24 protein-coding genes and 1 riboswitch are annotated in these 25,182 nt (G+C 61.0%); of the genes, 9 read left to right on the top strand and 15 right to left on the bottom strand.

All coding sequences use genetic code 11. The annotated features are described in order from the left end of the window. Window positions 1-156: 156 nt before the first annotated feature. Genes BN1129_RS19365 through BN1129_RS19355 form a run of 3 tightly spaced genes read right to left on the bottom strand, consistent with a single transcriptional unit; the run spans window position 157 to window position 2,431 of the window. On the bottom strand, window positions 157-357 hold the full coding sequence (locus BN1129_RS19365; protein WP_042038749.1) for a hypothetical protein: 201 nt from the start codon (window positions 355-357) through the stop codon (window positions 157-159). A 46-nt stretch (window positions 358-403) separates the two neighbouring features. Next, on the bottom strand, window positions 404-1,747 hold the full coding sequence (locus tag BN1129_RS19360) for a zinc-dependent metalloprotease (protein ID WP_042038748.1): 1,344 nt from the start codon (window positions 1,745-1,747) through the stop codon (window positions 404-406). 21 nt (window positions 1,748-1,768) lie between these two features. After that, window positions 1,769-2,431, bottom strand: a complete 663-nt coding sequence (locus tag BN1129_RS19355) for a hypothetical protein (RefSeq protein WP_042038746.1) — start codon at window positions 2,429-2,431, stop codon at window positions 1,769-1,771. Window positions 2,432-2,763: 332 nt separating this feature from the next. Between BN1129_RS19355 and BN1129_RS19350 the strand changes: the two genes are divergently transcribed. Further along, a complete protein-coding gene (locus BN1129_RS19350) occupies window positions 2,764-4,953 on the top strand; it encodes a glycoside hydrolase (RefSeq protein WP_042038744.1) in 2,190 nt (729 codons plus the stop codon). 67 nt (window positions 4,954-5,020) lie between these two features. On the opposite strand, the gene BN1129_RS19345 is transcribed toward BN1129_RS19350, so the two are convergent. Beyond that, window positions 5,021-6,871 carry a M3 family metallopeptidase gene (locus BN1129_RS19345; RefSeq protein ID WP_042038743.1) on the bottom strand — a complete coding sequence of 617 codons (1,851 nt, stop codon included), beginning with the start codon at window positions 6,869-6,871 and terminating at the stop codon, window positions 5,021-5,023. Window positions 6,872-7,167: 296 nt separating this feature from the next. On the opposite strand from BN1129_RS19345, the gene BN1129_RS19340 reads away from it, so the two are divergent. Together BN1129_RS19340 and gbpA are read left to right on the top strand one after the other, a co-directional pair. Then, the gene (locus BN1129_RS19340; protein ID WP_042038742.1) at window positions 7,168-8,850 is read left to right on the top strand and encodes a methyl-accepting chemotaxis protein; all 1,683 of its coding nucleotides are present in this window, start codon (window positions 7,168-7,170) and stop codon (window positions 8,848-8,850) included. A gap of 264 nt (window positions 8,851-9,114) precedes the next feature. Further along, a riboswitch (cyclic di-GMP riboswitch) is annotated at window positions 9,115-9,200 on the top strand. Between the two features lie 66 nt (window positions 9,201-9,266). Next, window positions 9,267-10,688, top strand: a complete 1,422-nt coding sequence (gene gbpA, locus BN1129_RS19335) for an N-acetylglucosamine-binding protein GbpA (RefSeq protein WP_084204703.1) — start codon at window positions 9,267-9,269, stop codon at window positions 10,686-10,688. Window positions 10,689-10,762: 74 nt separating this feature from the next. Here the strand turns inward: gbpA and cbl are convergent, their stop codons facing one another. The 7 genes from cbl to BN1129_RS19305 all read right to left on the bottom strand — a co-directional run bounded on the left by cbl (window position 10,763) and on the right by BN1129_RS19305 (window position 16,739). Then, complete coding sequence (cbl, locus tag BN1129_RS19330; protein ID WP_042038740.1) at window positions 10,763-11,710, bottom strand: HTH-type transcriptional regulator Cbl; 948 nt, start codon at window positions 11,708-11,710, stop codon at window positions 10,763-10,765. Then, window positions 11,707-11,838 (bottom strand): hypothetical protein, encoded by a 132-nt coding sequence (locus tag BN1129_RS24415; protein WP_258224749.1) that lies wholly within the window; start codon window positions 11,836-11,838, stop codon window positions 11,707-11,709. Before BN1129_RS24415 ends, cbl begins: the two co-directional genes overlap by 4 nt. 39 nt (window positions 11,839-11,877) lie before the next feature. After that, window positions 11,878-12,948, bottom strand: a complete 1,071-nt coding sequence (locus tag BN1129_RS19325) for a sulfate/molybdate ABC transporter ATP-binding protein (RefSeq protein WP_042038739.1) — start codon at window positions 12,946-12,948, stop codon at window positions 11,878-11,880. Window positions 12,949-13,100: 152 nt separating this feature from the next. After that, the gene (gene cysW / locus BN1129_RS19320) at window positions 13,101-13,991 is read right to left on the bottom strand and encodes a sulfate ABC transporter permease subunit CysW (RefSeq protein ID WP_042038737.1); all 891 of its coding nucleotides are present in this window, start codon (window positions 13,989-13,991) and stop codon (window positions 13,101-13,103) included. Further along, window positions 13,988-14,827: a sulfate ABC transporter permease subunit CysT gene (gene cysT / locus BN1129_RS19315; RefSeq protein ID WP_181364798.1), complete on the bottom strand. Its 840-nt coding sequence runs from the start codon at window positions 14,825-14,827 to the stop codon at window positions 13,988-13,990. Before cysT ends, cysW begins: the two co-directional genes overlap by 4 nt. A 278-nt stretch (window positions 14,828-15,105) precedes the next feature. Further along, window positions 15,106-15,681, bottom strand: coding sequence for an RBBP9/YdeN family alpha/beta hydrolase (locus tag BN1129_RS19310; protein WP_042038735.1), 576 nt, complete (start codon window positions 15,679-15,681; stop codon window positions 15,106-15,108). A 56-nt stretch (window positions 15,682-15,737) separates the two neighbouring features. Beyond that, on the bottom strand, window positions 15,738-16,739 hold the full coding sequence (locus BN1129_RS19305; RefSeq protein ID WP_042038733.1) for a sulfate ABC transporter substrate-binding protein: 1,002 nt from the start codon (window positions 16,737-16,739) through the stop codon (window positions 15,738-15,740). Window positions 16,740-16,947: 208 nt separating this feature from the next. Between BN1129_RS19305 and BN1129_RS19300 the strand changes: the two genes are divergently transcribed. The 5 genes from BN1129_RS19300 to BN1129_RS19280 all read left to right on the top strand — a co-directional run bounded on the left by BN1129_RS19300 (window position 16,948) and on the right by BN1129_RS19280 (window position 20,272). Next, window positions 16,948-18,210, top strand: coding sequence for an MgtC/SapB family protein (locus BN1129_RS19300; protein ID WP_042038732.1), 1,263 nt, complete (start codon window positions 16,948-16,950; stop codon window positions 18,208-18,210). Window positions 18,211-18,287: 77 nt separating this feature from the next. Further along, window positions 18,288-18,878: a sugar O-acetyltransferase gene (locus BN1129_RS19295; RefSeq protein WP_042038730.1), complete on the top strand. Its 591-nt coding sequence runs from the start codon at window positions 18,288-18,290 to the stop codon at window positions 18,876-18,878. Next, window positions 18,875-19,216: a DUF1294 domain-containing protein gene (locus BN1129_RS19290; RefSeq protein ID WP_042038729.1), complete on the top strand. Its 342-nt coding sequence runs from the start codon at window positions 18,875-18,877 to the stop codon at window positions 19,214-19,216. The genes BN1129_RS19295 and BN1129_RS19290 overlap by 4 nt, the downstream gene beginning before the upstream one ends. 184 nt (window positions 19,217-19,400) lie before the next feature. Beyond that, window positions 19,401-19,613: a hypothetical protein gene (locus BN1129_RS19285; protein WP_042038728.1), complete on the top strand. Its 213-nt coding sequence runs from the start codon at window positions 19,401-19,403 to the stop codon at window positions 19,611-19,613. Between the two features lie 203 nt (window positions 19,614-19,816). Then, entirely contained in the window at window positions 19,817-20,272 is a 456-nt protein-coding gene (locus BN1129_RS19280) for a hypothetical protein (RefSeq protein WP_042038726.1), read from the top strand. Between the two features lie 127 nt (window positions 20,273-20,399). Here the strand turns inward: BN1129_RS19280 and BN1129_RS22825 are convergent, their stop codons facing one another. After that, entirely contained in the window at window positions 20,400-20,936 is a 537-nt protein-coding gene (locus BN1129_RS22825; RefSeq protein ID WP_084204702.1) for a DUF4865 family protein, read from the bottom strand. Beyond that, the gene (locus tag BN1129_RS19275) at window positions 20,936-21,253 is read right to left on the bottom strand and encodes a carboxymuconolactone decarboxylase family protein (protein WP_042038725.1); all 318 of its coding nucleotides are present in this window, start codon (window positions 21,251-21,253) and stop codon (window positions 20,936-20,938) included. The genes BN1129_RS22825 and BN1129_RS19275 overlap by 1 nt, the downstream gene beginning before the upstream one ends. A 96-nt stretch (window positions 21,254-21,349) precedes the next feature. Between BN1129_RS19275 and BN1129_RS19270 the strand changes: the two genes are divergently transcribed. Beyond that, window positions 21,350-22,243 carry a LysR substrate-binding domain-containing protein gene (locus tag BN1129_RS19270; protein WP_042038923.1) on the top strand — a complete coding sequence of 298 codons (894 nt, stop codon included), beginning with the start codon at window positions 21,350-21,352 and terminating at the stop codon, window positions 22,241-22,243. Window positions 22,244-22,342: 99 nt separating this feature from the next. Here the strand turns inward: BN1129_RS19270 and argH are convergent, their stop codons facing one another. Continuing rightward, a complete protein-coding gene (gene argH, locus BN1129_RS19265) occupies window positions 22,343-23,728 on the bottom strand; it encodes an argininosuccinate lyase (protein WP_042038724.1) in 1,386 nt (461 codons plus the stop codon). 89 nt (window positions 23,729-23,817) lie between these two features. Continuing rightward, entirely contained in the window at window positions 23,818-25,125 is a 1,308-nt protein-coding gene (locus BN1129_RS19260) for an anaerobic C4-dicarboxylate transporter family protein (RefSeq protein WP_042038723.1), read from the bottom strand. Between the last annotated feature and the right edge of the window lie 57 nt (window positions 25,126-25,182).

Below are 25,182 nucleotides of genomic sequence, written 5' to 3'. Positions count from 1 at the left end.
ATTGTGCATTGCTCGCCCGGCTCACCCAACGGCCACGCTAGTATCCTTGCCCCATTACACGCCTGTGCCATGACAAGACTTTGCCAGCCAGAGGCGACTTGGTGACAGAGTGTGACAAGAGGGCAGACCCAAAAATGGGGCCTTATGGCCCCATGGTTAACCGGCTTTGCGCAATGCCCGCCTGCTCATCAGGCGAGAGAGCAGCCGATTGTAGTTGGCGCTCAGCAGCAAGATGCCGAGCAACAGGGCAAGATAGGGGAACAATGGGCCTGTCACGTGGGGAAAGCGGGGCAATTCGGGATCAGGGGCGCTGACGCCATGGCAGAAGGGCGAGGGTATGGCAGGCAGCAACAACATGAGTCACCGCGCCCCTGGCTGCGTGCAGCCAAGGGCGCGGCTCATATCAGGCAGACAGCGTCTTGACCGGTTGACGGGCCAGTGCCAGCTGATATCTGTGCTCGGCCAGCTCCACCTCGCGACGCGCCTCTCCTACCTTGTCTTCGGCACGCTTCACCGCCGCCATCAGCTGGTTGTAGCGATCCCAGCTGCCGTTGTACTCGGCCACCTCATCATTAAAGCGCTGGCTGATCTCGTTGTACTGGCGGATCAGTGCATTGCTCTCGTCACACAACTGGTTGATCCGGGTAATCAGCCCCGCCTGAATGGTGCGGATCCGCTGATACTCGGCAGGGCTGTAGCTGCCGTTGTAGCTGTTGTGCTGCTGCACCAGCCGGTTGCGTTCCTGAAGGGCTTGGTTGCTGCGCTGATGGAGGGAGGCCTGCTCGCGCGGGTAGCGATCGAAGTTGGCCAGCAGCGCCTGCTGCCGGTCCTGCAGCGCGGTACTGGCTGCCACTTGCTGGCTGTAGTGGGCCTGAGCCATCGCCAGATCCTGACGACGAGCCTCGAGCGAGCGTTCCAGCTCACCCATATCCGGTATCTCCTCCGTCACCATGGTGGGATAAAAGTTGGCGATCTGGGGCGTGGTGACCCGCAGCGCCCGCACCGCATCAGCGCCATTGGCCTGATCCTGGTGATCCACGCCGCAGGGCTGGCCCTTGCAGACCAGATCCGGGCTGGAGAACTTGTACTCGTGGCTGTAGACCCCGAAACTGGAGGGGTAGGCCATCACGGTGGCGAAGGAGCCCTGCACCCCGTGCCCCAGCGCATAATGGTAGGTGCCACCCGTGCCATCCTGCAGACGGGAGTGGTTGAGCCCCATGTTGTGGCCAAGCTCGTGCGCCAGCACTACGTCGCCGCAGCCGGTGGCGGTGATATGGCTGAACATGCTGTCGGCTTCCTTGGATACATCCCCGTCAGCATACGCCTTGCGACCATCGGCATAGGTGGCCGAGCCCCCCAGCCAGGCCAGCCCGCAACTGCCGTGGTCACCCGTGTTGGGCCGCATCAGCACCACCATGTCGGCGCCATAGCGGGTCCGCAGGGCAGGCACATCCTTGAAGGCTGGCACACGCTGCTTGGTCACATCCCTGAGTGCCTGGCCGTCCGTGCCACTATCCGGATAGTTCACCTGCTGGCTATGCACGGCACGCACCGTCAGATCCAGACCGCTGGCAGCATAGATCTGGTTGGTGACGTTGATCATGTGCTGGATCCGGGTCTGGGCATCCCCCTGATAACGGGCCGCCAGCCCCGGGCTGTGCAGTACCATCAGGTCGATGGTTTCCGCCAGTACGGGCGTGGCACCGAGCAAACCCGCAATCATGATCCCCAATGTCGTTTTCTGCATGTGATTTTCCCTCTGCTGTTGTTATTGATGAGTCGGGATCAGGGCGTCACTGCCGCCATGACCCCGATCCAGTGGCGGGTTCTTGTAAACCCAGCCCTTGCCCCCCAGCGTCTCGACGGAGTAACTGCCTTGCGGCGTGCCGATGAAGCCGAAGGTGGCTTGCTTGCCGACGGTGAAATTGACCGGATAGCTGTCACCGTCGACTCGTATTTCACCCTGCCAGTTGCGCTCCCCGCCGCGCTGCAGCTCCACCTTGGTCACCCTGGCTTCCAGCGTGCTGCTGTCCGGCAGCAGCAGGGTCACGTGGTCGCCAACCTGGGCCTGCCCAAGCTCGCTGCCCTGCAAAGCGATCGGCAGGAGCTGTTCCACCCCCTCGCCAGGCTCCACCAGCGGAAAGTCGGCATCCACCTCGGCCACCTGCCAGGGAACATCAAGCTGCTGGCTCCCATCCGCACGCAGCCGGCCAGGTTTGGCGGCCGCCTCTGCCGGCGCGGACTTGATCTCGGGTGCCGACATCACGGCAAGCTGAGCCGGCTCTACCAGCTCGGGGGAGTCCACCAACCGCTCGCCGCTGTGGCCAGCCTCCAGGTCCGGCGTCGCCGGCTGCGGCCACAGGCACCAGCCGATCACCCCGGCCAGCAGGGTGCACAACCCCAGCCCCACACCCCATTTTGTCGCCTTCATATTGATACTCCAGTCAGAAACAAATCTTATAAAACAAGGTCTTGAGTTCAAAATGAGCCGGCATGCTAGAAACTGGTGACCAGGCTGGCATCCCCCTATATGGGGCGTCTATCAAAAGGAGGCGTGGCAGATCCAGCCCCCTGTGAAGGTCAATGAAACCAGTGCTGGCGGGGGCTGCAAAGGGGTTCAAATGATGCTTTTTATTCGAAATGGAACGACTTAAAAAACGGCGGACTCGATGCCATTCACCCCATATGGGTTAAGCAAATTTGGCTGTACCGGGGTGCTGGCAACGGCGTACCCTGAGCCATCAATCAGGTCGAGGATGTTGAATGAAGGGTTTACAGACAACGTCACCCGCACTGGGCTGGCTGCTGATGTCACTGCTGGCGGCACCGCTGGCCGCCGCCCCCCTGACGCTGCAGGGTGAGACACAAAGTTACAGCATAGATCCCGACACCCTGGCCATTTCGGTCAACACGATCCCGGTCAGCGCGGGCCAACCCGCCCGCCAGGTCGATCAGTTGCAACAGGACGAGCAGCAGGCCAGCTGGCACTGGCCCGCCCAGGACGCCAGGGTGAACGTCAAGCTGGACGGCGATGACTTGCTGCTGACGCTGGTCAGCGACAGTCCCCGTCAACTGGCCTGGTACAGCCTGCCGAAAAACCAGACCCACCTGTCGCTGGCCTTTGGCGAGGGCAGCCGCTTCTCGGTACGCGACAGCGACTGGCTCGGCTATGTCGGCGACGAGCTGGCCGAGCTCAACACCCACCACGACCTCAAGCTGCCGCTCTGGAGCCAGGATGCGGGCAAGCAGACCTACAGCTGGATCCTGCAGACGCCTTATGACAACCAGCTCAGCTTCACCCGCAAGGGGGGACGGCTGCAGTTGAGCGCCCAGCACGAGTTCAGCAGCGTCAACCGGCAGGCCCCCATGGTGGTGCGCTTGAGCGTGGGGGATGACTGGCTGGCCGGCGCCCGCCGCTACCGGGAGTGGTTGCAGGGCGAGGGAGCCTGGCAGTCACTCGCCGACAAGTTTGCCCGCATTCCTGCCGGTCGGCGGCTGATCGGCGCCAGCCATGTCTATTTGTGGGGCGATGCCCTGCTCGACAGGCAGGATGTGAAGGATTGGCCCGGCCTGCAGGCCACACTCCGGCAACAGCCGGCCTGGCTGCAAGGCTTCAGCGGCGAGGAGCGAGCGGCACTGGCGGCTTCAGCGCCCGAGCCCTGGCAGCAGACGCTGATCATGGCCGGCCTCAACCGGCTGATTGCCAGCCTGCTGCCCCTGCCTGCCCAGCAGGGCCCCCTGAGCCAGAGCAAGGTGCTGGCACTGCGCCAGCAGTGGGTCCAGGGCCAGTTCGGCGAGCAGCTGGTGGCGCAGGAGCGCTGGGGCCAGGGGCTATCACTGCCTGTGGTAGAGGCGCTGCAACAGGCGGGGCTGCGCAAGCTTTGGCTCGGCACACCGCAATGGACGGCTGCCCTGCAACAGGGTGATGCCCTCACCGCCGCTCAGCGCCTGGGCTATCTGGTGAGCAGCTATGACTCCTACGATACCGCCATCCCCCCCGGCAGCAACGACAGCTGGCTCACCGCCCAGCTGCCTGTCGAGATCGGCAAGCGCTGCGCCATCGTCGAGGCCAACGGCAAACCAAAGCCCGGATTCGGCGGAGAAGGGGTCTACCTCAACCCGGGCTGCACCCTGCCCTTCGCCAAGAGCCGCATGAGCGAGCTAGCCAAAGCCAGCGGCATCAACAGCCTGTTCCTCGACGTGGACGGCACCGCCATGGCCTCCAACGATGACAACCCGGCTCACCAGCAGGGCAGCCAGGCCATGATCGCCGACCGCAACGCCCGCATGAGCTGGGTGGGGGAGCGGCTAGGGCTGGTGCTGGGCTCGGAGGATGGCAACGCCCTCACCAGCAAGCCGCTGATGTTTGCCCACGGCATCCAGAGCTGGGGCTTCGGTTGGGAGGATGCCGCCATGCGCCAGCAGGCCAAGTCCCCCTACTACCTCGGCAAATGGTGGCCGGACGAGGCGCCGCAGCTCTTCTTCCAGCCTGCCCGGCTCAAGCCGCGCTACCTGAAAACCGTGTTCAACCCGGCGGATCGACTGCCCCTCTACCAGGCCGTGTTCCACGACGCTGTGCTCAATAGCCACCACTGGCTGCTGGACAACCTCAAGTTCCCGGGCATCAAGGAGGAGCGCGCCCTGCTCGGCCTGCTCTACAACACGCCACCGCTTGTCAACCTGAGCCGCAGTACGCTGGACAGTCGCCTGCCGGAGCTGGTGAGGCTCGACAGCCAGTTTGCCCCGCTGCACGAGGCGCTGTGGGACAAGGCGCTGGTGGGATTCCGCTGGCGGGACGGGGTGGGCCGGGTGCAGGAGACCCACTTCTCCGATGGCAGCCGGCTGGTGGCCAACTTCAGCCAAAGCACTATGATACTCGATGGCCACAAGCTGCCGGGCAGGCAGCTGCTGGTCGCCCTCAAGGGCAAGCCGGTGACCTTGCTGAAGATGTGACGCCCCCGCTCGTCATCTAAAAAGAGAGCCCTGCCAATTGGCAGGGCTCTTTTGCAGGCGGGGTTTCCTAACTCAGGGTGGCGTGCTCGGCCTCGCCATAGCGCCGGATCCAGGCCTCGAAGTCGGCCAGCATGGCCGCCTCCGAGTGGCTATTGTCGGCGACAAGCAGATCCCCGTGCACCACCCGGATGCGGGCATTGAGCGGCGCCCCCTTACCGGCCGGCGGCCTTTGCTGCGCCGCAACCATGCAGGCTTGGGCCTGCGCCCAGGCATCAGCCACGCTCTGGTTGCATACCCAGGCCAGGGGGGCTGCGCTGAAGCCCTCGCCGGTAAGGCTCTGCAGCGTCTGGTCATGGGTCATGCCGTTGCCCGGCCCCCAGTAGTGGGCGGCCAGATCCGGCCCGATGCGCGGGTTGTCGGTGAGATAGCCGTCACGCTTGAGGAAGTAGGCGCGGGTCTGCTCCACCGCCATCAGCGCCAGCAGATAGCCGTGGTAGGCACAAGCCGACTCTTGATTAAGGAGGTGCGGAATGGCCAGCAGCGGACGCGGGCTCTCAGTGCCGAGGATCTTGCGCTCCCACTGGCGAGCCAGCGCCAGCACGGCGGCCGGGGTGCGATCGCCGTCGGCCATGGCGTAGAGATCTCGCTCGAAGTAGGAGACCAGCGCTATCTGGCGCTCGTTGAAGGCACGAAAGGGCTGGCGCGCCTCTATCATCGCCTTGATGAGCGAATCGGGGATCGCCTCCCCCGCCTCGTTTCTGGCATAGCGCTTGAGCCAGTCAGCATCGTCCAGCAGGCTGTCGCAGAACATGGACTGGGTCTCGGCATAGGCCATGGAGGTGGGCGGGAACTCTTGGGAGAAACAGGGTGCGTTGCCGGTCACATTGGCAAAGTGGGCTGCGTGGCCCCCCTCGTGGAACAGGGTGTTGAGGCCGCTCCAGCCGCTGCCTACCTGAGATGGGTTGGCCAGGCTGGTGAAATTGACCACGGCGGGCACCCACTTGCCCTCCTGCCAGAAGCTGGGCACAGGGCCGTGGCAGAAGCCGTTCTCGTATTTCCCCTCCCGGGTCAGCAGATCCAGGGTGAGGGTCGCGTCCCGATACTGGATGCCGAGCCGGCGGAAGCTCTCGACCCAATCCTTCAGCGCCCGGGAGAAGGGCACATAGGGATCGAGCTGACGGGTCACGTCGCCGCTGACGAAGTAACGCAGGTTGTGGGGCAAGAGCGCCGCCTCCCCCTTGGCCGCCTTGAGTTCCGCCAGGCTCTGTTGCACCCGCTGCTCGGTGCGGGCGATGAAGTCATCCAGCACAGCAAACAGCTGCGCCGGGCTCATCTGCTCGTTCTTGCGCACCTTGTAATCGAAATAGTCGCGATAGCCCATGGCGCGGGCGAAGCGGTTGCGAAGCAGAACTATCTCCAGATAGCCGTTGTCGACCACCCACTGCTCCAGGGTATGGAACATGGCGAGTGCGCTCTGGCGCACCGCTTCATCGGCGCTGGCAGCCAGTGCCGTGCTGGCGGCGGGCAGGCTGCCGGACACCTGGCGGCCCTGCTCGTCCAGCAAGGTCAGCTTCAGCTCCCGGCGACGGGCGAACAGCGCCGCCTCGGCTGCTACCAGCTCGTCCATCAGGGCGGCAGCCGCCGGATCCTCGATGACATTGCACTCGAAGAAGGCAATCCAGCCCCCCAGACCTCGCTTGAGATCTGTCTCTTCGGCCAGGGCCTGCATCTCCCTCAGTACCGGCAGGCGCGCAGGATCGGCACAGAAGGCCTTATAGGCCTGCTCGGCGGCGGTAAAACCGGCCTGATTGTCACTGGTGCCCATGTAGGTGGACCAGAACAGGTCCTCCTTGCGCCTGTGTACCTGCAGGTAGTCGGCGTTGAGCTGGTTCAAGTAATTCCTGGCAATGGAACTCATAAATTCCCTCTTGTTATGGGGCAGCCCCCTGGGGCGCCCACTCCTTTTTTTGGTGAAATGCCAACTCATTCACACTTTTTGCAAATAGGGCAGGCAAATAGTGCGCCGGGATGCGCACAACCACACTACCAAAAGTGAGGGTTTCTGTCTGCTGGCTATACTAATTGTCAACACGCTCAATTAGCGTTCAGTCACCACAAATCATTGAAAGTTAATTAAATGTTAACGCCGAAATAATCAGGGCCATCGTCATGACTGGCCATAACCAGACCCGTACGGGAAAGAAGGAATAGCTTATGTTCAAGCTCGGTGATATCGCCGTGAGCCGCAAATTGATGTTGCTGCTCTCACTGGCACTGGTCGGCTTTATCGCACTGCTGCTCATCTCGGCCAGTGCCTTGCATCGCAATCTGATGAGTGAGCGGGAGGCACGACTGCAGGCTGTGCTGGATCTCGCCATGAGCCGGATCCAGGCCCTCGCTACTACACTGCCCGCCGCTCAGGCCCAGGCCGAAGCCAAGGCCATGCTCAGCAGCATGCGCTTCGATGGCGACAACTATCTGTTCGTGATCGATGAGACCCGCCACGTGGTGGTGCACCCCACCAAACCGGAGCTGGTCGGCCAGCAGATGGGAGAGAGCGGCGCAACCACCGGGGCGCACTGGCAGCGCATGGTGGATCTTGGCAAGGGGGGCCAGCGTGGCCGGCTGGAATATCAATGGATTGCCCCCACGGGTGAGACGGCCCAGAAAATGTCGCTGGTGGCGGGCTACCAGCCCTGGGGCTGGATCCTGGGATCCGGCGTGCCGCTGCAAGACATCGAGGCCACCATCTGGTCCCAGTACCAGCTGATGGGAGGCGCCACCCTGCTGGTGATCCTGCTGATGGGGCTGCTGGGGTTTGCCATCAGCCGATCCATCGTCAATCCGCTGGCCGAGATCAAGCGGGCCATGCAGCAGGTGGCGGCCGGGGATCTGGTGGTCAGCATACCGATACACGGCAAGGATGAGCTGGGGGTCGTCGCCACCTGCACCAACCAGGGGCTCGACGCCATCCGTCACGCGCTGATCGAGGCCAGCCAGGGTGCCCGCAACGTGGCGGATGCCGCCCTGCGCATCGCCGCAGCCGCCGAGCAGACCAATCAGGCGGTCAACAGCCAGCGGGATCAGCTGGCTCAGCTCGCCACCGCCATGAACGAGATGAGCGCGACCATCTCGGATGTGGCGGGCCACGCGGAAAATACTGCCCGCGATACCCAGGATGCCACCAGCGAGGCCGGGCTCGGCAACCGGGACGTGCATGCCAGCGTGCATGGCATTCAGGCACTGGCCACCGAGGTGGAGCAGGCCACACTGCAGGTCAATCAGCTCAAGGAGGGGGTGATGCAGATAAGCGAGGTGACCACCGTCATCAGCGCCATCTCGGAACAGACCAACCTGCTGGCGCTCAATGCCGCCATCGAGGCAGCCCGCGCCGGAGAACAGGGACGCGGCTTCGCCGTGGTGGCCGACGAGGTGCGCCACCTGGCGAGCCGTACCCGCCAGTCTACCGAGGAGATCCAGAGCACCATAGCCCAACTGCAACAGCGGGCCGTCACCGCAGCCAGCGCCATGGATACCAGCCGCAAGCTGGCGGCGAGCAGCGTCAGCCAGTCGGAGAAGGCAGGGCAGGATCTCTCCCTCATCGTCAATCACATCCAGCACGTGAGCGATATGGCAACCCAGATAGCCACCGCCGCCGAACAGCAGAGCATGGTGGCCGAGGACATGAACCGCAACGTCAGCGGCATCAACGACTCGGCACTGGAAATGTCCCAGTCCGCCTCGCAACTGGCCCAGGAGAGCGAGCTGCTGGCCGGCCTCTCCCGCAGCCTGGACGAGCGGCTGGCGGTGTTCAAACTCGGCAACACCATAGACCGGCAACGGGCGCCCCTGCATCCGCAGACCGGTCAAACCGAACGTCCCCGCATTCGCCACTGATCCGTCCGGCCCTGTCGCAATGCCCATCCCTGCCAGCCTCGCTGGCAGGGATTTTTTTATTGATAAAAAATGTCGTCTTTTTGCATCTTATCGACATGATTCACGACATTCAGCAAGGTGAGTAGCTTAAATATACATTTAAGAACATCAAGTTAGGCATTCGCACCACGCCAAGGCGGTTAAGCTCAAACATTTATATTTAATTATTTAATCAAAACTAGTCATGATGGGATTGTCGTCAAACGAGACGGCATGACTCTTTATGTAGTCATTTGGCAAACTGGTTGAAAGGCCAGGACGCAAAGCCTCCGGTCTAAAGACATGTCGTCCAGGATAGCGGGGTTGCCACACGCAGGTGTGTATCGGGGAACTCCCCTGCCAACTTGACTGCCCACATCTATCGAACAGAGGACTGTATGGCAGCAAAAATCCAACTCAATCATATCGCGACGGCGCTGGCACTGCTGGCCAGCGGGGGCGTGCTTGCCCACGGCTATATCAGCCAGCCGGAATCGCGCAACTATCTGTGCAAGACCGGTGGCAACAGCCAGTGTGGCGCGGTGCAGTGGGAGCCCCAGAGCGTGGAAGGCCCTTCCGGCTTCCCGCAATCCGGCCCTCAGGATGGTCAGATTGCCTCGGCGGGCAGTCCGAACTGGAGCGAACTCAACGCCCAGACCAGCGATCGCTGGGCCCGGCGGGAAGTGCAGGCCGGCCCCTTCGCCATCAGCTGGACCTTCACCGCCAACCACGTCACCCGCAACTGGCGTTACTACCTCACTAAACAGGACTGGAACCCGAACCAGTCGCTGACCCGCGCGGCCTTCGATCTCACCCCCTTCTGCGTGGTGGATGGCAACATGGTACAGCCGCCCAAACAGGTCACACACAGGTGCACCCTGCCAGAACGTACCGGCTATCAGCTGATCCTGGGGGTGTGGGAAGTGGGCGACACCAGCAACAGCTTCTACAACCTGATCGACGCCAACTTCAAGGGTGGCACCCAGCCACCACTGAGCTGGAGCCAGGGCGGCACCATCTACCCTTCCACCGATCTGGCGGCCGGTGACAGAGCCAGAACCCTGGTATTCGACGCCAATGGCGTACGCCCCGATCTGCAGACCGAGCTGACCATCACCACCACGGAACAGGGCCAGAAAAACAACTGGGCCCATGCCCTGGCCAGCAAAATCAATACCGAGCAGAGCCAGATCCGCGCCGGTCAGCAGAACGCCGACGGCCAATTCAACCCTGTCTACGGCCAGAACCCCGTCTACCTCAAGGCAGGCAGCACGCTGGAACGGGTCGAGATCCAGCTCGAACAGCTGGAGCCACCGGTGGGCAACGACATCAGCGTGAGCGGTCTGGAGAGCGAATACCTGCTCGACAACGGCAGGCTGACCCTCGACTTCACCGTCACAGCACAAGGGGATCTGGCCGTCACCAACACCCTGTATGACCACGGTGGTGTGGCCAAGGGCCACTCCTCTGCCGACATCAAGGACAGCAGCCAGAACTTCACCATGCCGCTCGCGGGACTCAGCGCCGGCCACCATCAGCTGGTGATCGAGGCCAAGCCGAAGGCGGGTGGCGAAGCCCTGCAGCAGACGCTGGATCTGATGTTCAAGGATCCGTCCGGTGGTGACTACCAGTTCACCTTCCCGGAAGGGCTCAAGTCCTACACCGACGGCACCAAGGTGCTGCAACCCAAGAACGGCAAGGTCTATCAGTGCAGGCCCTTCCCCTCCAGTGGCTGGTGCAGCCAGTGGTCAGCCAGCACCACCCAATATGAACCTGGCATCGGTACCCACTGGCAAGGCGCCTGGATTGTGCTGAATTGATCCAGCGCCAAGCCATCACGCCATCACGAAAACGGGGAGCCACTGGCTCCCCGTTGTGTATGGTGTGGCAAGCCTCAGATCTGGAAGTCGAGGGCCGGCTCGCCGCCCATGGCGCGAGCCTGAATGTCCGCCAGCGCCAGCTCGGGGTTGCAGAGCTGGATGAACTGCCAGGCGAAGTTGTGCTGGAACTGCCCCTGCTTGAGACCGATCCAGGCGGTGTGCGGCGCAAACAGCCGACTGCCGTCGAGCTGTACCAACCCCTTGTCACGCTGGGTGTCGAACGCCATGTCCGCCAGTATGCCGACCCCCATCTCCAGTTCGACATAGGTCTTGATGACGTCGGAATCCTGGGCGGTCAGCAGGATCTGCGGCGCAATCCCCGCCTCGGCAAACGCCTCATCCACCCGCGCCCGTCCGGTCAGCCCGGCCTGATAGGTGATGATGGGCCAGTTCGCCAGCGCCGCCAGTGTCAGCTCCCGCTCGGCGGTGAGGGGGTGCTGCTCGGGCACCACTATGTTGTGGTGCCAGCGGTAATAGGGAAACGCCACCACTCCTTCGCTCTTGTCGAGCTGCTCGCTGCTGATACCTATGTCCACCTCGCCAGCCTGCACCAGCCGCACTATCTCCTCCGGGCTGCCCTGGTGCAGCTCCAGCTGCACCAGCGGAAACTGCTCACGAAAGGCCTTCACCACCCGTGGCAGGGCGTAGCGTGCCTGGGTGTGAGTGGTCGCCACCAGCAACCTGCCCGATTCGCGATTGGCAAAGGTACTGGCCAGTTTGCGGATGTTGTTGGCGTCGTTGAGGATGCGCTCGGCGATCACCAGCAACTCCTTGCCCGGCTCCGTCATGCCGAGCAGCCGCTTGCCATAGCGAATGAACAGCTCTATCCCCAGCTCCTCCTCCAGCTCGCGGATATGGCGGCTGACCCCGGACTGGGAAGTGAACAGGGCATTGGCGACCTCGGTCAGGTTGTAATCCCGCCGCGCCGCCTCCCGAATAATACGTAACTGCTGAAAATTCACGTCATCGCCTCCTGCGCTGACTGGCCGGTCGGGGTCGACCCCGCCGCCGTTTTCTTGTTATCTGCCTGACCTGACTCCTCATCGAGTCCGGCAACGGCCTGACACCCTTGTATCCCAGGCGGGCTCACACCGCCATCCTATCTGTCCATTTCAATCGTCGATGACCGTCAGATCTGGTAGTCCGGATAGAGCTGAGCCTGTTTGGCGACCAGTCGTACCCCCTGACCCGATGTGAAGGCTTTGGCCTCCTCCTTGCTCAGTTCGGCCTCGAAGTGTGCACCGTTTGTATCCCCATTACCACGCAGTTCCACCCGGATGCGCGGCCCCATGGGTAACAGACGGGTGATGGTGGCGCTGATCCCGCCGGGCGCATCCGCCGGCAGTATCTCCAGCTCGTGGGGGCGTACATAGGCGATAGCCGCACTGCCCTGAGCAAGATGATGAGCGCTGATGGGGCCGCCCAGCCACTGCTCGCCAATACCCAGGCCCTGCTCAGCCACCCGGCCGCGAAACTGATTCACACTGCCGAGAAAGCTGTGGACGAAGGAGCTGGCGGGCTGGTCATAGACCTCGGCCGGGGTGCCAATCTGCTCGACCCGGCCGGCGTTCATCAGCACCACCCGATCCGCCACCTCCAGCGCCTCCTCCTGATCGTGGGTCACGAACAGGCTGGTGACGTGCAACTCGTCGTGTAATTCGCGCAGCCAGCGGCGCAGCTCCTTGCGCACCTGGGCATCGAGGGCGCCGAAAGGTTCGTCCAGCAGCAACACCTTGGGCTGCACCGCCAGGGCGCGGGCCAGGGCGACCCGCTGGCGCTGGCCACCGGAAAGCTGGGTCGGATAGCGCTCGGCCACGTGGCTGAGCTGCACCAGATCCAGCAGCTCCTTGACCCGGATGCGGATCGCCGCCTCGGCCGGACGCTCGCTGCGCGACTTGACCCGCAGGCCGAACGCCACGTTCTCGAACACCGTCATGTGGCGAAACAGGGCATAGTGCTGGAACACGAAGCCGACGTTGCGATCGCGCACATGGAGATCCGAGGCATCTTCCCCGCGAATGATGACGCTGCCGCTGTCGGCCTGCTCCAGCCCGGCGATGATCCGCAGCAAGGTGGTCTTGCCGCAGCCGGAAGGGCCGAGCAGGGCCACCAGCTCGCCATCATGAAAGTCGAGGTTGATATCGGCCAGGGCCGCGTACTGATTGAAATGCTTGTTGAGTTGTTGAACCTGAATGCTCATGGCTGCCTCTCTAAACCGTTAAATCGGGGTGGATGGCGTCTCTGAGCTGGCCAGCCCGCTCAGCTGGCCATGCTCGCCATCACTCCCCAATCCATATCAATGGGGTATCCGGGTCGGGCTGACCGTGCAGCCAGACCCGTGTCGCAATAACATCAATGGGACTTGGTGGGCTGCCCACGCAGCCGGGCCAGCAGTGTCTCTCCCAGCAGGGTGAAGATCCCGAACAGGGCCAACAGGCTGGCCACCGCGAAGGCGGCGCCTGTCTGGTACTCGTTGTAGAGGATCTCGATGTGCAGCGGCAGGGTATTGGTCTGGCCACGAATATGGCCTGAGACCACAGAGACGGCACCAAACTCCCCCACCGCCCGGGCAGTACAGAGCAGCAGGCCATACATCAGGCTCCAGCGGATGCCGGGCAGGGTGACCCGCCAGAACATCTGCAAACCGCTCGCCCCCAGCATGATGGCGGCTTCTTCTTCTTCCGGGCCGCGCGCCTCCATCTGGGGCAGCAGCTCGCGGACCACGAAGGGCACGGTAATGAAGGTGGTCGCCAAAATGATGCCAGGGGTGGCGAAGATCACCTTGATGTCGTGCTCGCTCAGCCAGTCGCCAAACCAGCCGCGGCTGCCAAACATCAGCACGAACATCAGCCCTGCAATCACAGGCGAGACAGAGAACGGCAGATCTATGATGGTGATGAGCAGCTGCCGGCCAGGAAAGCGGAAGCGCGCTATGGCCCAGGCCGCCGCGAGCCCGAACAGCAGGTTGAGGGGAACCGCGCAAAGCGTCACCAGGGCGGTCAGCCCGAGCGCACTCAGGGCATCCGGCTCGCTGATGGCGTGCCAGAAGAAGGCCAGCCCAGGTCTTAGCGCCTGAATGAAGACGGTGGCCAGCGGCAGCAGCAGCAGGGCGGCAAACCAGCCGAGGCCGACCGTGATGAGCAACCACTTGACCCACTGGGGTTCACGGATCACGGTCGGTGCCTTGCGGCCGGACGTCGCCTCCACAGGGGCAACCTCAATGGTGATGGCAGATGAACTCATATCCGGCTCCCTCCTATGCGCGCCCAGCTCCAGGCCTGCAACTTGTTGATCAGCAATAACAGGATGAAAGAGATGAGCAGCATGACCACCGCGATGGCGGAGGCACCGGCATAGTCGTACTCCTCCAGATGACTCATGATCATCAGCGGCGCGATTTCGGAAACCATGGGCAGGTTGCCAGCGATAAAGATGACGGAGCCGTACTCCCCCACCCCACGGGCAAATGCCAGCGCAAAACCGGTGATCAACGCAGGTACCAGGGTAGGCCACAGCACGCGCTGGAAGGTCTGCCAGCGGTCAGCACCCAGGCTGGCGGCAGCCTCCTCCTGCTCTGTCTCTGCTTCCCGCAGCACGGGCTGCAGGGTGCGCACCACGAAGGGCAGACCGATGAACGTGAGCGCAATCACCACCCCGATAGGGTTGTAGGCGAGCTCTATCCCAAACGGGGCAACCCACTGTCCGATCCAGCCGTTAGGGGCGAAGATGGCGCACAGGGCAATACCGGAGACGGCGGTGGGCATGGCGAACGGCAGATCGATCAGCGCATCCACCAGCCGGCGACCGGGGAAGGTGTAACGCACCAGCACCCAGGCCAGGATCAGGCCGAACAGGCTGTTGAGCAGCGCCGCGATAAAAGCGGCCCCGAAACTCAGGCGAAAGGAGGCGAGCACCCGCGGAGAACCTATCACCTGCCAGAACTCGGCGAGGGTGAGATTGTTCACCGCGAACAGCACCAGCGCGGAGATCGGCAGCAGCACCAGCACGCCCAGGTAGAGCAGGCTGAAGCCGAGGGTTGGGCCAAAGCCCGGCAGGACGGAGTAAGAACCAAATCGCATAACGCTTCCGTTTGTTATGAAAAACATTCGATATCGCGATTCTGCGCATTCCTGTTTGGGGCAACAAACACCAATAATGCCTTTGCTAAGCACTTTTTTATCTAACAACGGCGGATCAGGCTTTTAGAGCCATAAAATGAAAAAAAGGTCTTTTATATAAATAAAAGACCTAAAAAATGGCGCGTCGTGCAATGTATCAAGCCATCACACATCAACTGTTATGGTGTCTGGCGCTATCTCTCTCCTTGTCAGCGTATTGAACTGGATCCGCGAGAACATCAACGGAAACTGAGAGCTGCGCGCGGCCCCCACATGGCCGGCGCCGGTTCGACCACCATCTCGGCCCGCCGATAGAGAGTGCCGAGCAGATTGAGCCCCTGCTTCCACTCTCCATGGCCGGACTGGGCATTGATATGGCCCACTTCGCCGGCATCGAACAGCGGCACCTGCCACTGGCGGCTCCAGTATTCGGCCCGCTCGAAGCTCATCCAGGGATCGTTGCGACTGGCGATCAGCTGGGCCGATACCTTGAGCGAACCCGCCAGCGCCTCATCCACTATGCCAAAGTGGGCCGGGTCGGCCGGCGCCACGATAAACAGCGAGGCCACCTTGTCGGGCTGCTGACGCGCCGCCATGATGGCCGCCAGCGCACCGAAGGAGTGAGCCACCAGATGGGCCCGGCCGCGCCGACTGCGCAGCTTGCTCGCCAGCTTGGCGCTCCAGACCGTCAGATCCGGCTTGTCCCACGGCAGGCCAGTCATACGCTGCCAGTGAGGGAAATATTGATGCCAGCGGCTCTGCCAATGATCCGGCCCACTGTTGTGCAGACCGGGAACCAGGAGGATCTTGTTCATCTTGGTACTCCTATCAGCTGGCACAGGGGCCAGTTCAGTGATGGATATGGCGGCTATCAACGACCCGGCTGGTAAATCTGGTCAAACAGACCACCCTGAGCGAAGTGTTTCTTCTGGGCCTTGTCCCAATCCCCTTCCAGATCCTTGACGGTAAACAGAGTCAGTTGCGGGAACTGGGCCGCAGTCTCCTTCAGGATCGCCGGATTGCTGGGGCGGTAGTGATATTTGGCGATGATGCGCTGCCCCTCGTCGGAGTAGAGGTACTCGAGGTACGCCTTGGCAACCGCTTCGGTGCCATGTTTCTTGGCCACCTTGTCCACCACGGCCACCGGCGGCTCCGCCAGGATGGAGACCGACGGCACGACCAGCTCGAACTTGTCGCGGTTGCCGGGCTGACCCAGCACCAGCAGGGCTTCGTTTTCCCACGCCAGCAGCACATCGCCGAGGCCGCGTTCGATGAAGCTGGTGGTGGCACCACGGGCCCCGGAATCCAGCACTTTCACATTCTTGTAGAGATCGCCGACGAACTGTTTGGCTCCCTCCTCACTGCCGCTCTGCTTCAGGGCATAGCCCCAGGCCGCCAGATAGTTCCAGCGCGCCCCGCCGGAGGTCTTGGGGTTCGGCGTCACGATGGCGATGTCCTTGCGCACCAGGTCGCCCCAATCCTTGATCTGCTTGGGATTGTCCTTGCGCACCAGAAAGACGATGGTGGAGGTATAGGGAGATGCGTTGTTGGCCAGCCGGCTCTGCCAGTCGGCGGCGATCAAACCCTGCCTGGCGACGGCGTTGATGTCATAGGCCAGCGCCAGCGACACCAGATCTGCTTCCAGCCCGTCCACCACAGCGCGGGCCTGCTTGCCTGAACCACCGTGAGACTGACTCACCACGACGTCGTCACCCGTCTTGGCTTTCCACTCCCTGGCGAAGGCGCCGTTGTACTCCTGAAACAGCTCGCGCGTCGGATCGTAGGAGACGTTAAGCAGGCGGATCTCGGCGGCGTTGGCCTGGCCGAGGGCCAGCAGAGAAAACAGGGTGAGGGCGGTCATTCGCAGTGTCATGGTGATACTCCATATCGTTGGGTTGAATGCAGCATGCCGTGGGCTTGTTATGCCGAGAACCAAGAAATAACGCTTTGCTTATCTCTTTTGCTCATATCAACCCGCCGACCGGCGCCGCTCGCACACTCTGTGAGCCATGACTCCCTGCCCCCCGGCTGGCTGTGCCATCATGGGATCCAGGCCATGACACAGCGAAAAGGAAGTCGTTATGTGGATCAATGCAGACCCCATCAATGGGGCCATGGTGTCGCTGGCCATCGGCCTCATCATAGGGCTGGAACGCGGCTGGCAGGTGCGCCAGCTGGGAGACAACCAGCGCATCGCCGGGATGCGGACCTACGGCCTCATCGGTCTGCTCGGCGGTGTCTGCGCCCTGCTGCTACCGACGCTGGGCCCCTGGCTGCCGCTGCTCGGCCTGCTGGCGGTGGTGACGGGCTGCGGCCTCTCGGTCTGGCTGGCACAGCGCTGGCAGGGGGAGTTCGGCCTCACCAGTTCGGTCGCCATGCTGCTCACCTACCTGCTTGGCCTGATGTCTGTGCTGCTGAGCCCGAGCGAGGCGGTGGCCTGCGCCGTGCTGGCGGCCCTCTTGATGGGGCTCAAGGGCAAGATCCAGCAGGGGATGCTGTTTCTGAGCGAGACCGAATTCCACGCGACCCTGCGCTTTCTGCTCATCTCCCTGGTGCTGCTACCTGTGCTGCCCAACGAGGAGATGGGCCCCCTCAATGCCTTCAACCCCTTCAAAATCTGGCTGATGGTGGTGGTGATCGCTGGCATCTCGTTTTCGGGACACTTCGCGGTACGTCTGCTCGGCACCCGGTCGGGACTGGTGCTCACCAGCATACTGGCCGGGCTCGCCTCTTCCACCGCCCTCACCCTGCAGTTTGCCCGCCTCAACAGGGAACAGGGCGGGCTGGAGCGGCTGCTAGCCACCGGCATCCTGCTGGCGGGAGCCACCATGTGGCTGCGGCTGCTGGTGCTGGTGTTGCTCATTCACAGCGAGCTGGCGATGCGCCTGGCGGCGCCTTTGCTGCTGCTGGCGGCGACCGTCTACGGCTTCGCCTTCTGGTTCTGGCGCCAGCGCGAGGAGCTGACCGATAGCCCGGTGCAGCCCCAAACCAGCAACCCGCTCGATCTCGCCACCGCCATCAAGTTCGGCCTGCTGCTGGCGCTGATCGGCTTCATGGCCACCCTGCTACAGAGCAAGGTGGGCAACTCCGGGGTCTATCTGCTCGCGCTGGTATCAGGGATCACGGACGTGGACGCCATCACATTGTCGCTCTCCCAGCTCTCCCACAAGGAGCTGGCGCTGGAGGTGGCTGCCCGCGGCATCCTGCTCGCCGGGCTGGTCAACTCGCTGGTGAAGGGGCTGCTGGCGCTCGGGATCGGCGGGCGCAGGCTGGGGCTGAGGGTGCTGCTGCCCTACTTCATCTCTGCCCTGCTGATCCTGCCGCTCATCTGGCCGGGAGCCTGATGTTGCTGTAAGTGACAGCCTGACGCCGCCGGAGTGCTCGCGTATAATGGCGCCTCTTGCATCTTTCGGAGGTAGGCATGGCAAGCGATTGGGACAAGGTACTGGCGGGCGGCGCCCTGGATAGCCAGAGCGAGGAGATAGCGAACGACCGGATCCGCGGCCAGGCGCTGCTGGCACAACTCAATGCCTCCCCGGCCGGGGATCAGCCCCTGCGCCAGCAGATCTGCCGTGAACTGTTCGGCCACTGCCCCGACTCCTGCTGGATCAGCACCCCCTTCACCTGCGAGTTTGGCCGCAACATCCATATCGGCGAGAAGACCTTCTTCAACTTCAACATCACCATACTCGACGTGGGCGAGGTGCATATCGGCAGCCATGTGCTGCTGGCCCCCAACGTGCAGATCTACACCGCCACCCACAGTACGGAGTATCTGGAGCGGCGCAACTGGGCCGCTTACAGCAAGCCGGTTCACATAGGCGACGACTGCTGGATCGGTGGTGGCGCCATCATCTGCCCCGGCGTCACCATAGGACCGCGATCCATCATAGGCGCCGGTGCCGTGGTCACCCGCGACATACCGGCAGACTCGGTAGCGGTGGGCAACCCCGCCAAGGTGATCCGCACCCTGACCCCGGATGCCCACCGTAACAAGGAGCTGGCACTGTGATCTGGCTTGCCCTGCTCCCCCTGCTCGGGACGGCCTGGCTTGGTCTTGCTGACGCCAACTGGTGGCCGCTGGCCATCGTCACCACCATGAGCCTGCTGACGGCGCTGGCCTATGCCCACGACAAGCGGCAAGCCATTCGCGGTGGCTGGCGCATTCCCGAATCCCGCCTCCACCTGCTTGAGCTGTGCGGCGGCTGGCCCGGGGCCCTGGTGGCCCGTCACTGGCTGCGCCACAAGACCCAGAAGGGCAGCTACCGGCTGGTGTTCTGGTTTATCGTGCTGCTGCACCTCACCCTGTGGGGACTCTGGCTCGGCCGACCACTCTGGCAAGGGATTTAAGGAGCGCCAGCACTACGAGCGGCCAGACAATCAAAAGAGTGAGGCGGTTTGTGCATCGGCACTGTCCTGAGCTGAAGGCTCATACTTCCTACCAGCGCGGGCATTGCGGCCCATCCCGGCGTATGAGACAACAAAGGGCCTGCAAAGCAGGTTTTCTCGCGTGTTTATCGACAAGGAGTCACCCATGACCATGTGGACAGGCATAGTCCTGATCGTCTTTATCAGCATGCTGTTTGGTTATCTCAGCAAGCGCGCCCGCTATCAGCTGGGGGATATCCGCATCACGGATCGCCTCGGCAAACAAGATGTGCTCATCAAGGAGCTGCAGGAACGGATTGCCAATCTGGAAGCCATCGTCATCGAAGAGGAGAAGCGCCGCCCGTTCAAGAATCTGTGAGCTGGCAGCCACGGCGGCAAACCGGCCAGCCTGGCGCTGCAAGGGTTTGCCGCTTCTCCCGCACTCCTTCCCCCTCCCCCGTCTCGCCCCAAAAACTAAATTCGAAGCAGGATCAGCGACCTGCCCACGACTGCCGCATTCTTAACCAAACTGGCCCAATCCCTGCTCTATCACTGTCACCAGCCGTACCGGAGAGTGACACCATGATCAGCACCCTGCTTCCCATCGCCTCGATCGCCCTCAAGCTGGGCAGCTATCTGCTGAGCAGCAACGCCCAAGCCCAGCCCGCACCTGAGCCGGTACAGGAAGAACGCCTGCCGCCCACAGTCCAGAGCCTGTTCCAGCGGCTGGGGGTCAAGGATGCCGACAGCGAGCAGAACCGCTCGGCCATCAATCACTTCATGAGCGAGCTGCTGCAAACCCTGGGGCAGGAGAACAATGGCCAGTCCCTGCCCGAGGCCATAAACACGGCCCGCAGTCAGCTGGCTAACGGCACCCAGAGCACCCGTCTCGACGCCCTGCAGAGCGAGCTTAATACCCTCAAGGGCACCCTTGGTGCCAGCGATCTCAATCTGGATCAGCTGCTCGGCGCCTTTAAACAGACCCTGCCCAATGGCAAGGGGGAAGGAGTGGGCAAGCTGCTCAATGCCAGTGTCTGACCGGTGGTGAGCAATAAAAAAACGGCAACCGGGGTTGCCGTTGTAACTTGGTGATAGTGAATTAACAGACAATACATTTATCTGGACTGTGTCTAGAAGTTACAGACTGGTGGTATCACAGATGCCTTCATTTATTTGTGCTTAATATCTTTCCTCTGGCTACATATCCAATCTGATAAACATCAGATTCTGTTGTCAGCGTTGATGGGGGGGATTGTAGGAAATAGATGTCTAACCATTGCCACCGAGATACATCCCATCCACTGAGCGTTTGTGGGGTTGTAATGTCTGCTGGTTTGCATGGAGCCACCATGTTTTTACGCTGCAATACAGCTATGGTTGCGTTATGCACCGCCTCCAATGAAGGAGATGACACTACATACCATGTTTCGATGTGTGGCCGACCGAAGTGATTTATCAATGCGGAAAATCCTTCGCTATTCAAAAAACTATGCATAGCCTCTAGAGTTTCCCAGACATAAAAAGGGGCATAACGATTTTCCCGTTTATGTGACTCATCGTTATCCTGCCGGCTATAGAGGTATGCCTTGAATATTAATCCGGGAAAGCCGTCTAGTTTTGCTCCATTCGAAGCTATCCTCTCTTCGATCAGAGCCATGTCGTAGTTAGCAGGCAGGGTAAATCTGTAATGCATTGCGATCATTATGCAGCATCCCCTTGGGCAGGCAGGTAGCTCACGGCGGTAACCGCTGCTGGCAATCCGGCGTAGAAAGCGAGATGGGTGAACAGCTCCTCAAGCTGCTCCCGTGTCAGGCCGTTTTGCTGGGCAAACGCTATGTGCCACGGCAGCTGTTGCACCCGGCCCAGCGACGCCAGTATGGCCAGGGTGATCAGGCTACGCTCGCGTGCAGACAGAGCCGGTCTTTGCCAGATATCGCCAAATAGCACTTCTTTTGCTAACTGGGATAGTTTCGGCGCTATCAGCGCGAGGTCATCAGGGTTAAGTGCAGGGTGTACCATTGCAGTCTCCTTGGTTGGTGACGCAACTTTCGCTCACTGATACTATTTATAAAATCGAAATATTCAGGAGTGATAGTCCTGATTATGAGGATTATTATGTCACCTCTTCCCCAAAGCCTGGATCTCGATGCCCTGCGCAGCTACGTATTGGGGCTGGAGTGCGGCAGCTTTGCGCTGGCAGCACAGCGGCTGTGCCGCTCTACCTCGGCGGTCAGTGCACAGTTGAAGAAACTCGAACAGCAATGTGGAACAGAACTGGTCCTGAAGAAGGGTCGCCACTTAGTCCCTACGGCCAGTGGAGAAAGACTGCTGGGCTATGCCAAACGGCTGCTGGATCTAAATGACGAAGCTGTACTCGCTCTGAAAGGGGAGCTGCTGCAAGGGGAGATCCGGCTGGGAGTTCAGGAAGACTTTGGTGAATCCCTATTGCCTGCTGTGCTGGGCCCCTTCTGTCGTCAGCATCCCGCGCTGCGCATGACGACGCGCATCGACCGCAATGCACCGCTGATGAAAGGGGTCAGGGAGGGAACCCTCGACATTGTACTAGCTTGGCAGCCCACTGAAGAGAGGATGGACACCGCTCTAATCGACATAGCATCACTCCAATGGATTGCTCACCCGAACTGGGATCCGGCGCCCCTGCTGGCACGCGGAGAGCCCTTGCCCCTGGTGCTCTTCGATGCCCCCTGCCTGATGCGTTCACGGGCCATCAAGGCTCTGGACGACGCAGGTATCCCGTGGCGCATCGCCTTCACCAGCCAGAGCCTGGGCGGGATCTGGGCAGCCTTGCAGGCAGGGCTCGGGATCACAGTGCGCTCGGCCATCGGCATGCCGGCCAGCCTCGCTACCCTAGGTAGCGTGTTGCCGTCACCTGGCACCTTGGGTGTCGTGCTGCTCAGCGCCAGCCATGAGGCCGATGAGGCCGAACTCTTATTGCAACGCCTGCTCACAAATGCAGTGCATCAGACCCGTCCTATGTGCAGGGGCTGAATGCCCTTGTTAGGGGCCACTCCGTGCGCGAGGGTATATAAAAAACGGCAACCTCGGGTTGCCGTTTTGCTTTCTACTTTGGATAACAAGCCGATTGGCTTAACCCGCCCGTTTTGCCAGCCACTGTTCGGCGGCAGTCAGTGCTGCATCCACCAGCTCGCGGGCGACGCCGCCTTTGGCGACCCGTTTGGCCAAGGTCGCTTCCAGCTCCAGATTGGGGTAGACGTCTGCCCCAATCACCGGGCTAAAGCGCTGGAACTCAGGCAAAGAGAGATCTTCCAGCGGCTTCTTCGCGCCAATGGCATAAACCACAACCTCGCCGACGATATGGTGCGCCTCGCGGAAGGGTATCCCTTTGGCCACCAGATAATCCGCCAGCTCAGTCGCGTTGGCATAACCGCCCTGTGCCGCCGCCATGGTGCGCTCGCCATTTACCTTCAAGTCGATCAGCACCAGCGCCGCCATGTCGAGGCAGTCGTGCCAGGTGTCGAGGGCATCGAACAGCCCTTCCTTGTCTTCCTGCATGTCCTTGTTGTAGGCCAGCGGCAGTGCCTTGAGGCTCATCAACATGCCCATCTGGGCGCCCACCACCCGGCCTGTCTTGCCACGGATCAGCTCAAGCGCATCGGGGTTCTTCTTCTGCGGCATCAGGGAGGAGCCTGAGGTGACCGCATCGGAGAGTTCGACAAAACCCGCTTCGCCTGTGTTGTAGAAGATGAGATCTTCGGCAAAGCGCGACAGGTGAGTCATGGAGAGCGACGCCACGTGCATCAGCTCCACCACGTGATCCCTGTCCGACACTGAATCCAGGCTGTTGCGGGTGGCGCCACTAAAGCCCATGTCGAGTGCCAAGGCTTCGCGGTCGATGGCATAGGCAGTGCCCGCCAGCGCGCCGCAGCCAAGCGGGCTGGTGTCGAGCCGCTTGAGGGCATCTTGCAGACGGGAGTAGTCCCGCTCCAGCATCTCCACATAGGCCAGCGCCCAATGGGCGAAGGTGACCGGCTGGGCGCGCTGCAGGTGGGTGTAACCCGGCAGCACAGCGGCCTGATTGGCACGAGCAGAGGCGACCAGCCCGGATTGCAGGGCACTGATGGAGCCGAGCAGCAGCTCGCCCTGCGCCTTGCACCAGAGTTTGAGGTCGGTGGCGACCTGATCGTTGCGCGAGCGGCCGGTGTGCAGCTTTTTGCCGAGATCGCCGACGGCAGCGATAAGCGCACTCTCGACCCAGGAGTGGATATCTTCGGCGTCCGAATTGAGGATCTGCTGCGGATCCTGCTGCACCGAGGCGAGCAGTACCTCCATCGCCTGTTGCAGTTTGCCCTGCTCATCGGCGGTCAAAACGCCCACTTTCACCAGCGCCTTGGCCCAGGCCATGGAGCCCTGAATATCCTGCTCCGCCAACCGGTAATCGAACCGCAGCGAATCGTTGAACTGCTTGAACCGGCTATCGGCTCCCTGACTGAAGCGTCCACCCCAAAGTGCCATACTGCTCTCCTTGAATGCGTTGTCGGCGGCAGCTTGGCCCCCGAGCGTGAAATAATCTTGTACTGCACTAATTTGTCATACCCAGATAATCAAAATAGTGTGTTCGCTATTATCATGCAAAATATGACCGACATGACCAATGATACCATGCCTGGCATTAAGAAACTGTGGTTTACAACATATCCACCCAATCTGGTGGAACCCGTCCTGTCAAATGCCACGCAAGCAATTTGAGCGCCACCCGGGATAATAAATACGGCACAGGCAGCGGGTAACAATGCAATCAGGGTATATGCGGGCAATCCCATTGAAACCCCCAGTGGCATTAAGGCAATAATGGTTGCCGCTGGGCTATATATTAATATGGATAGCGAGAATAGAATCAGACCAAACAGCATCGGATATTCATTGAGAACACTCGAAAAATTGACGATGAACACATCGTTGTAATGCCCAAACAAGGTGCCGGTCATCCACGACAAACCAAAAATACCCACTACGCCGACCAACCCTGATTTAAAGGTTGAGCCTTCATGAAGTGCATCAGGTGAAATCCGGCAAAGAAGCATAATGAGGCAGGCTGTTGTCAGCATCACGATCTGCAAGGTGGTGGCAACTGTCATGGTTTGATTATCAAAAACAGGCCGCAGTCCCTCAAAAGAGCTCAGAATGACGGTAAGCAATACCCCAATCGCGAAAATGGCAAGGCCTAGCTTGGCTTGCACCGGGTTGTCGACTTGCTTTGCGGACACCTTTTGCTGGTCGAATTCACCACTTTTCTGGCGACGGATAAACTCCTCATCATCAGCGAGTTCGGCGCCTTTTTTATAGACGAACAGGCAGCCAACCAAACAACCCAGCAGGGTTCCGGGAATCGTAATAGATAAAATATCCAGGAGCGAGATATTCAATGAGGCAGCTTTTGCCAGCATCCCCACGACTACGGCGCTAATTGGACTTGCGACCAGTGCCATATTGGCGGCAATCACCGACATGGACATGGCTCTTTCGGGACGCACTCTTGCATCTGTTGCTATTTCAGAAATGACCGGATAAACCGAGAAAGCAATATAGGAGGTGCCGCACAACAGGGTGAAAATATAACAAATTAATGGCCCGAGAAACGTGATGGAATTGGGTCTGGCCCGTAATATTTTTTCTGCCAATCCCACCAGCAGATCTAACCCCCCTGCGGCTTGTAAAATCGCGGTACAGGTAATAACGGAGATGATTATGAGGATGACGCTGACAGAGGGAGAGTCTGGTGCCAAATGAAATATGAAGGATAGGATAAATAACCCCAGCCCCCCTGCGGCACCCAAACCAATACCGCCGAATTTTCCACCAATGGCGATACATACCAGCACGACAGCTAACTGTGCCCAAAAAAATTCCATAAATGCCCTAATGTCCTTGTTGGTTCAGGTGAAAAAATCAAGGCCTGCCCACGTTGG

Origin of the sequence: Aeromonas popoffii (assembly GCF_000820025.1) — a bacterium.
Lineage (GTDB): Bacteria > Pseudomonadota > Gammaproteobacteria > Enterobacterales > Aeromonadaceae > Aeromonas > Aeromonas popoffii.
This window is presented reverse-complemented; position numbering and strand designations above follow the sequence as displayed.